Raw genomic sequence first — 15484 nt, forward strand, 5'->3', positions numbered from 1 at the left:
AATACAACCTCCATCCTCTAACTCGGAGTGAGTATGAGTTAGCAGTATACTAGATGCGACTGTAGTATGTTAGTTGTATTATGTAGTATCTTAGTAGGTATAAACTTGTATTGTATTATACCCCAAAATATGGCACAATGCCTTCTTTTATATGGCAGTCTGCCTTCACTTTAGTTAACCTTGCTAAAAACTATTGTCCCGCTTCGGGATACAGAGAGTGTTAATGTGTAAACAGTTTCATCCGTAACACTTAAGAAACTAAATACACATTCTAACACGTAAGCCCATCGCGGTCTTATCACTTCTCTAACATGATACTAACATCACACTTTGACCGAAGTAAGCAAGAAGTAAGAAACGAAAGCTGGTGTTGTGCTAGAAGCCAGTCACAGTAAGCGTCCTGGGAGGTGCGACCGAGCAAGAGCCTTGCCCAGCATTGGCTATAGGGGGTAGTTTTCTTACGCTCTGTTAGCCTATCACTACTGCTAACATCCCATTGTAGCGGATAGCTGTATACTATGATAGAGTGTTACACACTATCTGTAATATAGGGAGTGTAAGGATATATGGCTAGAGGTGGATATCGTGAAGGAGCAGGACGGAAGAAAGGAAGTAGTAATGAGAGTGTACGGAAGTATAGCAACACGGCTAAGACCAAGGTGGTGCGTGTACCAGTAGGCTTCAATGAGTTGGCAGCAGTTAGCAACCTTGAACAATTGGTGGTGCTAGTAGAAACGTGGCAGGTACAAGCTGAGGAGGCTGCAAAGGCTAGCAAGACAGGTAAAACTCCGAGAACCTTCGACTATGCTCTACAGCTACTTGAGGAATTACGGGCTATGTTGTAGACAACTGTATTGGCTACTGCTAGGCTATTGAATAGCTTGATATTAACCGAGGTGTACGCTGTACCTTTTGCCATAGAATGCTGTCAGCAGCAAATTGAAGGTGTATACGGCGACAGAAGTCTAGAAATGCTGCTGTTCGATAAAGCTGTCGGGATTTAAAGTTATGTAAAGTTGGTTTTAATCTAAGACATCATTTTAACGCCGCTTCCCACCAACTTCGCAGAGGATGATATAAACCTCTGGGACAAGGTAAGGAATCCAAACACTGATATCTCTAGACACAAAACTCTAGTCACGTCTTCCCTAACCTTCTCTGAGACTGTGAATCATCTCTATAGAACTTTGTTGTATGCCAGTTTTGCTTTGATGGTTTCGCTACGGGCAATAATTCGTTGATGTGCAAGCCCATCCTCTCCTACATCTGACTTCAGTTTCCAAAGCCTTCACTACTCTTGCTCTATTAAGATAGAATACCGATATTGTTGTAGAATTGAATTTGCCGTTAAAGCGCAAATCAATAACAAAGCGGGTTTTTCCTGGCAAATTTGCCTATCTATCCTTGAAAAAGTGCTTCTCAGAGAGGAAGAAAAGCGTTGTCAGTTTCCTTGGCACAAAACTGCTCCTTAGCGACAAGTGCCGTATTTATGGGTAGACGCGAAAGTGTTTATGCAGTTAATGCTTAATTGCGATTAGGTACAAGGAAATATAGGGCATTTCCCCATAAACCTGTTAATACATTATAGGTATCATCAGAACTTCTGATGTTAGTGACTAAATTGTACTCAAAGCCTGCATAGGCAGGCTTTGATAAAATAGAGAATCTGTAAAGACGTGTACTATTGGAAGTCACTGTTATCAACAGTCTATTTCTAAAAAGCCAGTTAGTTCAGTGAGGGTTGGCCGTGGAGACACTTGTGGAACAGCAAAAGCAAGGTGTAAAGGTTGATATGAAAGTAGGCGATCGCATTCGTGTTAAAGATTCAGTGGTAGTGTACCATCATCCTGAACATCGCGGTGAAGCTTTTGATATCAAAGGCATAGAAGGCGAGATTGTGGATATTGTTACCCAATGGCAAGGTAGACCAGTTAGTGCTAACTTGCCATTGTTAGTCCAAATTAGTAAAAAATTTAAAGTCCACCTACGCGAAAATGAAGTAGAACTCATGTGAACTACCCACATTGACTTGGATTACCAAGTACAGTGTTGGATTCTGGACTCACTGGGGAGTACCTCAGATTAGACTTTGCCTAAGAGTGTGCTACGCGAAACGCCAAGCAGTACGGATGATTGTCAGTCTTGGTGGCTTTTTAGGTAACAGAGGTGAAAACCCATTTGGCGTAGGCTGCGGCGATTATCACGATATCGCCGCCACTCAAAAACTTTTCCACTCAGATTTTCTGAAGACATCTTTGTAGTTAACGATTTCGCACTCTACCTTAGTACATTTTCTGGTTCTAATTTTTTGGCTCTTGGATGATCACTTGTGATTGGTGAGTATTTAACTGCGAATTACCTCTAGCAATTTGCTGCTGGGAAAACATTTCTCTTAACACCATTGCTGGATCTACATAGTTATTAGCGTACTTCATGACCCAGTGCAGGTGAGGGCCGGTGGTGCGTCCAGTCATCCCAACTCTGCCAATTCTCGCTCCTGTGGGAATTGTTTGTCCTTCCCAAATTTGGATTCCACCTGCACGATCAATCATAAAACGCCGACTGTTAGAGGTTTCTACATTACCTTCCATATGGCAATAGGTGTGTTCCCATTGTCCAGATTTAATCACTATGTGAGTACCACAAGCACCGCGATCGCTCACTTTAATGACTGTACCACCCCACCAATTGCGAATATAACTACCTTGTGGTGTAGCAATATCTAAACCATTGTGAAATTCCCAATTATCACCACCTGTAGCAGAACGACGGTAGCCAAACGCAGAGGTGTAGGCTTGAAAATTCTCTACAGGAAAAGATGCTGCTGACCAAGCATTACCTCTGGCTACTGTATTTGATTTTATTTCCCTAGCTCTCACAATCTCGAATCTGGGTAATAGAGTGATGTAGCCAACAATACTTATACTTAAAACTAATAGTGTAGCTTTGCCAATAAAAACTTCTAATCGCCGCTTATTCATTATTTTTATTCCTTCAGCCACCTAAATTTAACAAAAGAGAATTTATTTAATTTTTTTGTAAATACCTTGGTAAATCTCAACCAAAACTTTACATTCTTCATGGAGAAAAAGCACTTTACATGAATTATTAGATTTGATATCTGGGTATATACTTACGAGTTTTTACTTATACAGTCAAATAGCTTAATCTATAAGACTTTTTAGTGTCAAACTATTTATAAATTTTATTTTAATAACCGCTTTTTTGCTATTTAATAGCTGCTTGTAGCTATAATTTATTGAATATTAAGTACAGTATTTATGTATATACTTAAGTATTGGGCTATGACCAAAATAAACATAGCACCTGAAATACTGAAATAGTGGATGAATAAGCTTTTACATATTGTTGTTTCGGATCAGTTAATTAATTATAAAAAGGTAAATTTTTATCTTGAAGAATAAATTTGTAATAAATATTGCTAGTTATAAACTGAGTAGAATTTTAAACACTTATATTTTATGTATATTTACTAGTTAACATATGTAATTTGAAACTGTTCAAATCAATCAAAAGGCAGATTATCCAGGGGATAGTTGTCAAGCGTGCAAAATATTGTTAACTTTTATGCTTAAAATTGCTGAATAAGTTGATTGTCCATGAGATCAAGCATCAATCGAACCATTTGCAGGACGCACCAAAGCCATGCTGACTGAGATATTACCTTTCCGTTTTGAAATAAATGCAGTTGCGATCGCTGGAGCAAGTTTGTGGTCTTTGGCGTTATACCTAGCTTTTTCCCCGTTGAGTGAATGGGTAATGGAACAACTCAACCGTTGGTTTAATTTTGCCGAGCGATCGCTTTATACTAGCCAAACAGAATTTGAAAAAACTCGCAAAGCCAGAGAAGCCCAAAATGCCTTTTACGCTTCACTCTTTAGTATTGTGCCATTTTTGGTAATTGGTGCTTTATGTAACTGGGGAGTGGAAATAAGCTTAGGACGTAGCTGGGCTATTAGTACAGGTATACTTGCTTGTATGGGTTGTGGGATTTATGAATTAGGGCGTAGAGATGGACAGTCTGATTAATCAATAATGGTAATTATTCATTAACAAAGTGTAGGGGTTTAAGTAAACAACCTCTACAGCAAGTTTTGATGCCTAATTCAAATCCCTGTCACAAAAAGTCATTGCGAATTAGTCTAATTTCCATTCACTAACTGGCGAATTTCCTCGCTCACAATCTGTGCTATCCTATCTGCTGCACCGCTTTCTCCTCTGACGCTTCTTAGCTTGGTTCGGATATCTGCCAATTTCTCTGGATGAACCAAAAAGTCTAAAATCATTTCTCCAACTTCTTGAGGCTGGAGTTTACCTACAAGTTCTGGGACTATTTCTTCTTGCGCCCAGATATTTGGCCAAGCTAATAAACCTTTGCGTCTGAGAAATAACCAATTAATGATTTTTGCAAAGGTAGAACCCAACCCTGGTAAATTAGCTAACAATCCTGGTAAACCATCCCAAGAACGCATAGCATCAAGTTGTTGTGTGGGTAATAAAACAACCATTGGGACACCTAAAGCACCTAACTCGGCTGTATTTGCGCCGACGGTAGTTAGGCAGATACAACAATGGGATAATAAATCATAAGCAGGATTTTCTTGGTGTAGCTCTACATTTAATCCCTTACCTGTTTTCAATATCGGTTTTTGATGACTTTGTTCTGGGACAACTAAGGAAGCACCAGAGAAGTTAAAAGTTTCTACAAAAGGGTTTGTTTGGGAATCAGCAAAACTGGCTAGAGTTGGTAAATCCAAAGTTGGGGCGACGGGAATGACAAATTTTGTTTGCGGTGCTTTGCTGTGAATATATTCAGCGATCGCTAAAAATAAAGGTACTCCTTGGGTTAATTTTGCAGCTTTTGACCCAGGTAAAATACCTATGAGTGCTGAGTTTTGAGTGCTGAGTTCTGAGTTAGGAGTTTTGAGTTGTTTTTGGGCTTCTAGCATTAGGTCGCCCACGACTGTAAATTTGTGGGCATATTTGGGGGAGGCCTTGGCTGTTAATTCTGGGTTCATGACTCCGAAGCGGTCAATTAAGTTATGCCATCTGGCTTCCCATTCGGCGTAAACTACTGTGCGATATCCGAGTTTTTTGCCGATGATTACAGGGAAAATTTGATCGCCACCTAGGAAGACAATTACACCGCGATCGCGCCAGTCCCATTTTTCAAAGGTTTTACCCCACAGCAAAAACTGCCAAAAATGCTCTGCGGCTTGCACTCGGTCTACTTCTGGATAAGAAAGTGCGATCGCGGCTTCTTTACCACTAGCATTTGGACATGGTGACAAAACTACGGAAATACGCACCTCCTCACGGTCTTTCCCTAGCTGTTCTCGCAATGCTTTGACTACTGGACGTACCCAGGTCGTTACTTCCCCTGGGCCATTGGAAAGAATGAGAATATCTACTAGATTCATGATTCAATAGTAAACATTTATATAAGTAATTACTGAGGCATGACGATACTTAATATAATCACACGCTATGTTTGATAACGTCTGTAAATTTCTTGCCGAATCATTTTCCGGTGACTTTGCAACTTGGCTGCTCAATGAACCAATTACACTAACTCAACTAAGTCCTTCTGAATTATCACTCGAACCCATACGTGCAGATGCGCTAATTTTGTTGCAGTCAGAAGAAATTGTCCTCCATCTCGAATTTCAAACCAGACCAAAAGCCGATATTCCCTTTCGGATGAGTGATTATCGCTTACGGGGGTATCGCAAATTTCCCCAGAAAAAAATGCGTCAGGTGGTAATCTATTTACAACCAAGCGATTCTGAGCTAGTTTATCAAACGGAATTTATTTTAGAAAATAGCTGGCACAGATTTGACGTAATTCGACTTTGGGAACAGCCAACGGAAATATTTTTCAATTACCCAGGGTTGCTACCGTTTGCAACTTTAAGCCAAACCGATGATCAAACGCGAACCTTAGAAGAAGTGGCTCAAGTTATTGAAGCAATCCAGGACACCCGCATCCGCAGTAATCTTGCGGCATCAACAGCAGTGTTATCTGGGCTAGTATTAAATAAGGACGTGATTAAAAGAATTTTGCGGAGTGATATTATGCGCGAATCTGTAATTTATCAAGATATTTTGCAAGAAGGGATTCAACAAAACACTCAAGAAATTGCCATCAAAATGATTAATAAAGGTATTAGTCTGGAAATAATTGTCGATGTCACTGGTTTAACTATTGAACAGGTGCAAAAATTACAGGCTCAAACAGAAGACACTCAACCCCAATAACTTTATGCGTGAATCGGTTATTGATCAAGAGATTTGGCAAGAATGGTTTCAAGAAGGTGTTGAACAAGGATTAGAACAAAAAGCTCAGGAAATTGCCAGAAATATGTTAAGTAAAGGTTTTAGGAGTGCATTAATTGTTGAATTTACTGATTTAACTGTCGAACAGATTCAAAAATTACAAGCTCAAATAGAAAATATTGCGATTCAGTGATTTTAAAACAAAATATTTAATTACTCATGTCTTATAGGGACTTCTCGCTGGCGAAAGTCAAACGCGACTTCAACTAAAAAATAGTTGAAAATGGACAGTTTTTTCCAGAAATACAACCAATGAAACCTAGTCTTTATAACATTCTCTGATAGTTTTTTGGCTCTCCTCCCGACCAAATAAGTACGTGAGTGTCTAACAATAATTTCATACTGCACCTTCACCTATCCAAAATTCATCAGGTAAAGGATCATTAAAATCATCACTCATCCAAATTTCACCTTCATTTAATCCCATTACCCTTTGCTGAGGAGGTTCTTGGGTTTTTTCAGGTTGAGCATATTTTTGCATTAAAAATTCCACAAAATCTAAGACTTGCTGTTGCTGTTCTGGTGCTAGATTTTGCAACTTGATAATTAATTCTGAGGTGGTATCTGCAACTTGAGCAGTGATCTCACCTTCTCCCTTGGGTACATCTGATTTTATGTTAATTCTTTAGTCAGGCGATCGCCCTTTATTTCGTACTACTATGAAAACATGGGGAAATACTAAGCGAATCCTTACCTCTTCATTCTCTTCGCCTAAATTTTCCAGTTAATAATTGACAAAATTCCATATTTGTGTGTTTGGCTATATCCTACCCCCGAAATTACCAATTAGCTATACTCTATCGAAAAATATTAAGTTTTTGTTACATATAGTGAGCATTTACTTTTATCATTTACTAATGTTTGTTAACAAAGTTTACGATTTTTATATCGATTTATGTCAGTTAGAGGACAAAATGCCCATTGGGTAAGGTTTTTCTGATAAAAAACTGATATTGCCGAAAAAATCTTGAAACTTTGGCGGCACAAGTCGCAAAGCAATTCCATTAGAGAACACGCATCAAAGGAGCAGAGGAAGCATGTTCACCCACGTCAAGTCCACCATTAGACACATTGCGCCTGATAACCTAGGCGGACGTAAGTTAATTAAGGTGGTCTATGTCGTGCTTGAGTCCCAGTATCAGAGTGCATTGTCGCAAGCGGTTCGCACGATTAACTCGAACAATACCAACCTGGCGATTGAAATCAGTGGTTATTTGATTGAGGAACTCAGAGATCCTGAGAACTATGAAGAGTTCAAACGGGAAGTCGAGAGTGCCAATATCTTTATAGCTTCATTGATTTTTATCGAAGACTTAGCACAGAAAGTAGTAGCAGCAGTAGAACCACACCGCGATCGCTTGGATGTAGCCGTTGTCTTTCCCTCGATGCCAGAGGTGATGCGCCTAAACAAAATGGGTACATTTTCCTTGGCACAGTTGGGTCAGTCCAAGAGTGCGATCGCTCAATTCATGCGGAAACGCAAGGAAAAATCAGGTGCTGGCTTCCAAGATGGGATGCTGAAGTTGTTGCGAACGCTGCCTCAAGTGCTGAAGTTTTTACCAATGGACAAAGCACAAGATGCTCGCAATTTTATGTTGAGCTTTCAGTATTGGCTAGGAGGTTCGCCAGAAAACCTGGAAAACTTCTTGCTGATGCTAACGGATAAATACGTATTTAAATCTGTAGATAAACAAAACTCCGCATCTGGCGAATATCAAGCACCAGTAGTCTATCCCGATTTGGGGATTTGGCATCCTTTAGCCCCGACAATGTTTGAGGATGTGAGAGAGTACCTCAATTGGTACACAGTCCGTAAGGATATTTCCAGCGATTTGAAAGATCCTTTAGCTCCCTGTGTGGGTTTGGTATTGCAACGCACACACCTAGTAACGGGCGATGATGCCCACTATGTGGCAATGGTGCAGGAGTTGGAATCGCTGGGTGCAAAGGTATTACCTGTATTTGCTGGTGGTTTAGACTTCTCCAAGCCTGTAGATGCTTATTTCTACGAACCCACTACCAAAGCACCGTTAGTAGATGCAGTCATATCTCTAACTGGTTTTGCGTTGGTGGGTGGCCCAGCTAGACAAGACCATCCCAAGGCGATTGAATCACTCAAACGCCTCAACCGTCCTTATATGGTGGCGTTGCCTTTGGTTTTCCAAACCACTGAAGAGTGGTTAGATAGCGATTTAGGGTTACATCCGATACAAGTAGCTCTACAAATTGCCATACCCGAATTAGATGGCGCGATCGAGCCGATTATATTATCCGGTAGAGATGGCACAACCGGGAAAGCGATCGCCCTGCAAGACCGCGTTGCCGCCGTCGCCCAACGTGCTTTAAAGTGGGCTAACCTCCGCCGCAAACCCAAGCTAAATAAAAAAGTTGCCATTACTGTTTTCAGCTTCCCACCGGATAAAGGGAACGTCGGTACAGCAGCTTACCTCGATGTATTTGGCTCGATTTTCGAGGTGATGCAGGGACTCAAAAACAACGGCTACGACGTGCAAGACTTGCCAGAAAACGCCCAAGAGTTGATGGAACAAGTCATCCACGACGCGCAAGCACAGTACGCTAGTCCTGAACTTAACGTTGCTTACAAAATGTCAGTGCCAGAATACGAGGCACTTACACCTTATTCCCAACGCCTAGAAGAAAACTGGGGGCCACCACCAGGACACCTTAACAGCGACGGGCAGAACTTGTTAATTTACGGTAAGCAATTCGGTAACGTCTTCATTGGTGTACAGCCTACCTTTGGTTACGAAGGCGACCCCATGCGGCTGTTGTTCTCCCGTTCCGCCAGTCCTCACCACGGTTTTGCGGCTTACTACACTTACCTAGAGCAAGTTTGGCGTGCTGATGCTGTCCTGCACTTCGGTACACACGGTTCTTTGGAATTCATGCCAGGTAAGCAAATGGGGATGTCGGGTGAATGTTACCCCGATAACCTAATTGGCACAATCCCCAATCTGTATTATTACGCAGCCAATAACCCCAGCGAAGCCACAATTGCGAAACGTCGCAGTTACGCGGAAACAATTTCTTACCTCACACCACCTGCGGAAAACGCTGGTTTGTATAAAGGATTGAAGGAACTCAGCGAGTTAATTGCTTCTTACCAAACCTTAAAAGATAGTGGTCGCGGTATCCCCATCGTCAACACGATTATGGATAAATGCCGCATCGTCAACCTGGATAAAGATATTAACTTGCCAGAAACTGATGCCAAAGATATGACCCCCGAAGAACGGGATAATATTGTCGGCAGCGTCTACCGTAAGTTAATGGAAATCGAATCTCGGTTGTTACCTTGTGGTTTGCACGTCATTGGTAAACCCCCAAGTGCAGAAGAAGCGATCGCCACTCTGGTAAACATTGCCAGCTTAGACCGTCAGGAAGAAGAAATCCTCAGCTTACCCCGCATTATCGCCAGCAGTATTGGGCGAGATATTGACGAAATTTACCGAAATAGCGATCGGGGCATATTAGAAGATGTCCAACTACTACAAGACATCACCCTAGCTACCCGCGCCGCCGTTCGCGCCTTGGTAGAAGAACAAATCGACGCAGAAGGAAGGGTTTCCTTAATTTCCAAGTTGAATTTCTTCAACATGGGCAAAAAAGAACCTTGGGTAGAATCCCTGCATCAAGCAGGTTATCCCAAAGTTGACACCTCAGCCTTGAAACCCCTGTTCGAGTATTTAGAATTCTGCTTGCAACAAGTTTGTGCAGACAACGAACTCGGCGCATTACTCCAAGGCTTAGAAGGCGAATACATTCTACCTGGTCCTGGTGGCGACCCCATCCGCAACCCGGATGTATTGCCCACAGGTAAGAACATCCACGCCCTAGACCCCCAATCAATCCCCACAGCCGCCGCAGTCCAATCAGCTAAAATCGTTGTCGATAGGCTATTGGCACGGAACAAAGCCGAAAACGAGGGTAAATGGCCAGAAACCATCGCCTGCGTTCTCTGGGGAACAGATAACATCAAAACCTACGGCGAATCCCTAGCACAAATCATGTGGATGATTGGTGTGCGTCCAGTTCCCGATGCTTTGGGACGGGTGAACAAGTTGGAGTTAATACCCCTAGAAGAGTTGGGACGACCCAGAATTGATGTAGTCATTAATTGTTCTGGTGTATTCCGCGACTTGTTCATCAACCAAATGAACCTGCTAGACCAAGGGGTGAAGATGGCTGCTGAAGCCGATGAACCCTTAGAAATGAACTTTGTCCGCAAACACGCTTTGAAGCAAGCAGAGGAAATGGGAATTAACCTCAGACAAGCAGCAACCCGTGTTTTCTCCAACGCTTCCGGTTCTTACTCGTCAAATATCAACTTGGCGGTAGAGAACAGCACATGGGACAGCGAAGCCGAGTTACAGGAAATGTACCTCAACCGCAAATCCTTCTCCTTCAATTCCGATAACCCCGGAATGATGGACGAATCCCGACAGTTGTTTGAAAGCACCTTAAAAACTGCTGATGCAACTTTCCAAAACCTGGATTCCTCTGAGATTAGTTTGACGGACGTTTCCCACTACTTCGACTCAGACCCCACCAAGCTAGTAGCAAGTCTGCGTGGTGATGGTAAAAAACCAGCATCCTACATTGCAGACACCACCACAGCCAACGCCCAAGTCCGCACATTATCCGAAACCGTGCGCTTAGATGCCCGTACCAAATTGTTAAATCCCAAGTGGTATGAGGGTATGCTGTCTCACGGTTACGAAGGTGTACGGGAACTTTCCAAGCGGTTGGTAAATACCACAGGTTGGAGTGCAACAGCCGGCGCAGTCGATAACTGGATTTACGAGGATACAAACGAAACCTTCATCAAAGATGAAGAAATGCAGAAACGGTTGCTAAACCTCAACCCCCATTCTTTCCGCAAGATTGTCTCAACTTTGTTGGAAGTGAATGGTCGCGGTTATTGGGAAACTAGCGAGGAGAATTTAGACCGCCTCCGCGAGTTGTACCAAGAAGTTGAAGACCGAATTGAGGGGATAGAATAGGATTATATGGGCAGGCGTAAAGCCTGCCTTAATCTTTCAGTCTGGAATATCACTATGAATGCCTTAACCGTCAACCTTCAATCAGTATTGGAACTGACAGATGAGCAGTTTTTTAATCTATGTCAAGTAAACCGTGACTTGAAATTTGAACGCACTGCTACGGGAGAATTAATTATTATGCCACCTACAGGGGGAAAAACCGGAAATCGTAATGCGGGTATAACTGCTCAACTTTGGATTTGGAATGATCAACATAAACAGGGTATAGTTTTTGATTCTTCGACTTGTTTTAAATTGCCTAATGGTGCAGACCGTTCTCCTGATGCTGCTTGGATAAAATTAGAAAGATGGGATGCGTTAACTGAAGAACAAAAAGAAAAGTTTCCCCCGATTTGTCCTGATTTTGTAATTGAATTACTTTCGCCAAGTGATAGTTTGAAAGTTGCTCAGGAAAAGATGAGAGAATATATAGATAACGGTGTAATTTTAGGATTTTTAATTAATCGTAAATCTCGACAAGTGGAGATTTATCGAGAAGGAAAAGAAGTTGAGGTTTTGGAATCTCCTGCTACAGTGTCAGGGGCAGATGTGTTAAATGGTTTCGTTTTGAATTTGGGAATGATTTGGTAATTTATTTTTTAGTTATGGATAATTGGCAAGATATGACTGATGATAGATTAGTCAGACCAATACATCCTGGTGAAGTAATTGCAGATATTCTAGATGATTTAGATATCGATAGCACGAAATTTGCAGAAATTTTAGGAGTATCTAATCAAATAGTTAATGAAATTATTAATGGTCAAAGAGCAATTACAGTAGATATAGCAATTCGTCTTGGTAAAGCATTAGGTAACGGGCCAAGACTTTGGCTCAATCTTCAGCAAAAAGTTGATATTTGGGATGCGTTGCAAAGTCATAAAGAAGAATATGAGCAAGTTATGACATTGGTTTAGAAGAAAATGACTAAATGCAGAAACGCTTGATGAACCTCAACCCCCATTCTTTCCGCAAGATGGTTTCCACATTTTTGGAAGTGAATGGTCGCGATTATTGGGAAACTATCGAGGAGAATTTAGACTGCCTCCGCGAGTTGTACCAAGAAGTTGAAGACCGCATTGAAGGGATTGAGTAAAAACTTTCAATTTGTATAAACAGCATAAAGTTTTGGGGATACTGCTTGCCGTATCCCTTTAAATATTTTAATTATAATATAAAAACCTATTAGAGATATTATTTATGGCGTTCAAAGGCTTTAGTAAAAAAGTGGCTCATCACAAGAGATTGAAAAAAATTAATAAAATCATAAAAAATCTTGAAGATACTAACTCTTTGAAGCAAAATGCTATATCTTTTGGTCAACAAATTACCAATGATTGGATAACAATATCTAAATCAATTAGATTAAAATCAGAGCAGCAATATGGAAAAATTCTAATAGAAACTCGTTTATTAATGATTACAGCAATGACAGATTTGCTAGTTTATAAAGCAGGTATTCCTGGAAATACAAATGAACAATTAGGAAAAATATTACAACTTATAAGTATATTTTACCAAGGGGAATTATATACTGAAAAAATTATTTCAGAAGGACAATATGTTAAAGCATCTGTGGCTATAAAGCAAGAAATTGAAATAATTACTCGTATTAATGAGATTAAGAAAGGAGTTGATAAAGATGGTCAGACTCCAAATGTTAAATATGCGCCTCCTACATTTAAGCTACATTATGGTGACATGAATCAAATAGGTCATATATCTCAACCAGATATTCTATCTGTTTTACATTCAGTTAATAGAGATACTTTCAGTGCAGCCTCGATCACACCTATTTTTAACGGAAATATCGCTAAGAATCTTTATGAAATACATCTTATTATTTTTTACAATATTATTAGAGAGTCAATTGAATTATTTCAGCAGTTATATCCAGAGGATTTAGAATTAGTTTTACCTGCTTGTAAAATATTTACAATAATTGTTGATTGTCTTAAAACAGCAGGAATTATTAAAGATAATGAACCAAATTCATAAATAGATAGTCCGATCGTATTAATATTGTGTAGAATGCGCTCATCTTGGAAAAAAGGCGATCGCAGTTTGGGAATGTGGGGAGGTGCGATCGCTCGACGCTAATGGCATGATATAGGAAATAAGCAATGAGCCAAGACAATGCAAAAGCAGCTTAAACAAATGGTTGTATCCGATCCAAAAGTGATGATGGGAAAACCTGTAATTGCAGGTACGCGCATTACCGTTGAGTTAATTCTAGAAAAGTTAGCTGCTGGTGAAACCACAGAACAAATTTTAGAATCACATCCGCGACTTACACGCGAAGCAATTCAAGCAGCTTTGGCATTTGCGGCTGAGGCTTTACGATATGATGTCATTTATCCCATTGTTGAGAACGCTTCTTGAAATTTCTAGCAGACGAAAATTTAGATTGGCAGATTGTTGAGCGTTTGCGCCAAGATAGCCATTTAGTGTGGTACGTTGCTGAAATGGAGCGAGGAATTTCAGATGATGTGGTGCTGCATTTAGCTAATCAAGAAGAAGCGATATTACTAACATCTGACAAAGATTTTGGTGAGTTAGTTTTCCGCTTACGTCGTATCGCATCAGGTGTTGTATTAATTCGATTAGCAGGCTTATCTACAATCAGCAAAGCTGAGATTACTGTTAATGCTATTAATCAACACAACTCTGAATTACTGGGAGCTTTTACTGTTATTTCACCAACAGCAATTCGCATTCGCAAGCTAGAGAATTGAATACTGAAAATAAAGTATATTTTACTAAGTTGAATACAGGCAATCGCTGTTGGGAATTTGCAGAGTGCGATCGCTCATCTTGAAAAACAGGCGCTCGCCTACAGTGTCATCATAGAATCAGCGATCGCTACACCATCAATTGCTCTAACACTAACACTGATAATCCTGGTAACGATGGTAAACGTGCATCATTCGTAAATAAAAATGATGCACCTCCATGAATAGCAGTAGCAATTTGAATAGCATCTGGAGTTCTTAAGTTGTGACTTGCTCTTAATTGTGAAGCATTTTCAGCAATATCTGGCAAAACTTCGATAGTTGTCAATCCCTGGGAGTTGAATAAAATCTCACGATATTGTTGAGCTAATATTGTGTTTCCTTGTCGCAATGGGTGAACTAAAACTTCTGTAATTGTCAAAACTGAAGTTACAATACTAAATTCATCACGAAAAATTGCTTCAAAGAAAGCATCTGTAACCTTCAAATAATTAGGATTTTCTTCAATAAAATAAATCAGTGGTGCAGTATCCAAGCCCACAATTTGTCACTGTAATTGGGCTAACCATTCCATAAATTGCGTTCCTGATTAACATATTCTTGAGCATCAACAGCATTCCAAATTTCTTTACCCAACCCACGCAATTCTAAAATGCTCCCCTTTGGCTTAGATATCATTGTCACCTGTTGACGAATTAAGCTGGATAAATCTTCAATTAAGCGTATTTGTTCTTCAGGAGTTAAAGTTTGAGCTTGTTGTAATACTTCTTGATAGCTAGACATAAAATTTATAAATATAATTTTTTGACTCTAGTTTTAGTATACAAAGAATTGCTTTTTGCTTTTATTATTTTACAACCAGGAAGAAAATCATTAGCGTACCACAAAGTGTTACACGGTAGCGTTGCGTAGCAAGCTAATAGCAAGCAAAGCAGGCACAGTTATATTTTGGTCATAAGTTAATAACTGCACAACATTCAGCGATCTGAAAATCTGCTTCTGTTGATTGTTGATTTCCAGAGAACATACCAAACTGCATTATTTGTTGTGGTTGTTGAGGTTTTTTCGACTCTAAAAAAGTGACAATCACAATACTTTCTGAAATATCGAGTGGTAATTCTGTAAGTTCTACCTTACCGTTTTTGTAAACTCCTTCAATTGATTGCAACATAATTCTTACTGTGATTAAATTATGCTTATATATTTACTAGCCTAAATTAACTATACACAAATCATTATTCTGTGGGTAACTAGGTATGAAAAAATATAAAGCGATAAGCGAAGCTTAAGCCTTCGGCTATCGCTCATCTTCCATACAAGCTCTCTTCATAG

18 protein-coding genes and 2 pseudogenes are annotated in these 15484 nt (G+C 40.2%); 14 read left to right on the top strand and 6 right to left on the bottom strand.

All coding sequences use genetic code 11. The annotated features are described in order from the left end of the window. Positions 1-566: 566 nt before the first annotated feature. The 4 genes and pseudogenes from ACM0OR_RS04560 (at position 567) to ACM0OR_RS04575 (ending at position 2261) form a co-directional block, all read left to right on the top strand. Positions 567-845 carry a hypothetical protein gene (locus ACM0OR_RS04560; protein ID WP_414575175.1) on the top strand — a complete coding sequence of 93 codons (279 nt, stop codon included), beginning with the start codon at positions 567-569 and terminating at the stop codon, positions 843-845. Between the two features lie 66 nt (positions 846-911). After that, positions 912-1004, top strand: a pseudogene (locus ACM0OR_RS04565) (YkgJ family cysteine cluster protein); the annotation flags it as partial. Between the two features lie 737 nt (positions 1005-1741). Further along, positions 1742-2014: a ferredoxin-thioredoxin reductase variable chain gene (locus tag ACM0OR_RS04570; RefSeq protein ID WP_414575176.1), complete on the top strand. Its 273-nt coding sequence runs from the start codon at positions 1742-1744 to the stop codon at positions 2012-2014. Positions 2015-2099: 85 nt separating this feature from the next. Continuing rightward, complete coding sequence (locus ACM0OR_RS04575) at positions 2100-2261, top strand: hypothetical protein (protein ID WP_414575177.1); 162 nt, start codon at positions 2100-2102, stop codon at positions 2259-2261. 39 nt (positions 2262-2300) lie between these two features. Here the strand turns inward: ACM0OR_RS04575 and ACM0OR_RS04580 are convergent, their stop codons facing one another. Further along, on the bottom strand, positions 2301-2981 hold the full coding sequence (locus tag ACM0OR_RS04580; protein ID WP_414575178.1) for a M23 family metallopeptidase: 681 nt from the start codon (positions 2979-2981) through the stop codon (positions 2301-2303). Between the two features lie 685 nt (positions 2982-3666). Here ACM0OR_RS04580 and ACM0OR_RS04585 point away from each other — a divergent pair. Continuing rightward, positions 3667-4050, top strand: a complete 384-nt coding sequence (locus tag ACM0OR_RS04585; protein ID WP_414575179.1) for a hypothetical protein — start codon at positions 3667-3669, stop codon at positions 4048-4050. Positions 4051-4163: 113 nt separating this feature from the next. Here ACM0OR_RS04585 and ACM0OR_RS04590 read toward each other — a convergent pair whose 3' ends face one another. Beyond that, entirely contained in the window at positions 4164-5441 is a 1278-nt protein-coding gene (locus tag ACM0OR_RS04590) for a lipid-A-disaccharide synthase (RefSeq protein ID WP_414575180.1), read from the bottom strand. Between the two features lie 67 nt (positions 5442-5508). Between ACM0OR_RS04590 and ACM0OR_RS04595 the strand changes: the two genes are divergently transcribed. Both ACM0OR_RS04595 and ACM0OR_RS04600 read left to right on the top strand, forming a co-directional pair. Beyond that, entirely contained in the window at positions 5509-6279 is a 771-nt protein-coding gene (locus ACM0OR_RS04595; RefSeq protein ID WP_414575181.1) for an Rpn family recombination-promoting nuclease/putative transposase, read from the top strand. Positions 6280-6283: 4 nt separating this feature from the next. Further along, on the top strand, positions 6284-6490 hold the full coding sequence (locus ACM0OR_RS04600; protein WP_323265308.1) for a hypothetical protein: 207 nt from the start codon (positions 6284-6286) through the stop codon (positions 6488-6490). Between the two features lie 204 nt (positions 6491-6694). Here the strand turns inward: ACM0OR_RS04600 and ACM0OR_RS04605 are convergent, their stop codons facing one another. Next, positions 6695-6979: a DUF2281 domain-containing protein gene (locus ACM0OR_RS04605; RefSeq protein WP_414575204.1), complete on the bottom strand. Its 285-nt coding sequence runs from the start codon at positions 6977-6979 to the stop codon at positions 6695-6697. Between the two features lie 415 nt (positions 6980-7394). On the opposite strand from ACM0OR_RS04605, the gene ACM0OR_RS04610 reads away from it, so the two are divergent. The 7 genes and pseudogenes from ACM0OR_RS04610 to ACM0OR_RS04640 all read left to right on the top strand — a co-directional run bounded on the left by ACM0OR_RS04610 (position 7395) and on the right by ACM0OR_RS04640 (position 14155). Next, positions 7395-11381, top strand: a complete 3987-nt coding sequence (locus ACM0OR_RS04610; RefSeq protein WP_414575182.1) for a magnesium chelatase subunit H — start codon at positions 7395-7397, stop codon at positions 11379-11381. A 54-nt stretch (positions 11382-11435) separates the two neighbouring features. Next, positions 11436-12011 carry a Uma2 family endonuclease gene (locus ACM0OR_RS04615; protein ID WP_414575183.1) on the top strand — a complete coding sequence of 192 codons (576 nt, stop codon included), beginning with the start codon at positions 11436-11438 and terminating at the stop codon, positions 12009-12011. A 14-nt stretch (positions 12012-12025) separates the two neighbouring features. Next, a complete protein-coding gene (locus ACM0OR_RS04620) occupies positions 12026-12337 on the top strand; it encodes a HigA family addiction module antitoxin (RefSeq protein ID WP_414575184.1) in 312 nt (103 codons plus the stop codon). A gap of 14 nt (positions 12338-12351) precedes the next feature. Continuing rightward, positions 12352-12516, top strand: a pseudogene (locus tag ACM0OR_RS04625) (cobaltochelatase subunit CobN); the annotation flags it as partial. Positions 12517-12620: 104 nt separating this feature from the next. Beyond that, on the top strand, positions 12621-13418 hold the full coding sequence (locus tag ACM0OR_RS04630; protein ID WP_414575185.1) for a hypothetical protein: 798 nt from the start codon (positions 12621-12623) through the stop codon (positions 13416-13418). A gap of 159 nt (positions 13419-13577) precedes the next feature. After that, a complete protein-coding gene (locus ACM0OR_RS04635; RefSeq protein WP_414575186.1) occupies positions 13578-13802 on the top strand; it encodes a DUF433 domain-containing protein in 225 nt (74 codons plus the stop codon). Then, a complete protein-coding gene (locus ACM0OR_RS04640) occupies positions 13799-14155 on the top strand; it encodes a DUF5615 family PIN-like protein (RefSeq protein WP_414575187.1) in 357 nt (118 codons plus the stop codon). Before ACM0OR_RS04635 ends, ACM0OR_RS04640 begins: the two co-directional genes overlap by 4 nt. Before the next feature lie 127 nt (positions 14156-14282). Here ACM0OR_RS04640 and ACM0OR_RS04645 read toward each other — a convergent pair whose 3' ends face one another. The 3 genes from ACM0OR_RS04645 to ACM0OR_RS04655 all read right to left on the bottom strand — a co-directional run bounded on the left by ACM0OR_RS04645 (position 14283) and on the right by ACM0OR_RS04655 (position 15323). After that, a complete protein-coding gene (locus ACM0OR_RS04645) occupies positions 14283-14693 on the bottom strand; it encodes a type II toxin-antitoxin system VapC family toxin (protein ID WP_414575188.1) in 411 nt (136 codons plus the stop codon). Between the two features lie 20 nt (positions 14694-14713). Next, entirely contained in the window at positions 14714-14935 is a 222-nt protein-coding gene (locus tag ACM0OR_RS04650; protein ID WP_414575189.1) for a hypothetical protein, read from the bottom strand. 169 nt (positions 14936-15104) lie between these two features. Further along, positions 15105-15323, bottom strand: coding sequence for a hypothetical protein (locus ACM0OR_RS04655; protein WP_414575190.1), 219 nt, complete (start codon positions 15321-15323; stop codon positions 15105-15107). Between the last annotated feature and the right edge of the window lie 161 nt (positions 15324-15484).

The organism is Anabaena sp. CCY 9402-a, from assembly GCF_963920945.1.
Lineage (GTDB): Bacteria > Cyanobacteriota > Cyanobacteriia > Cyanobacteriales > Nostocaceae > Trichormus > Trichormus minutissimus.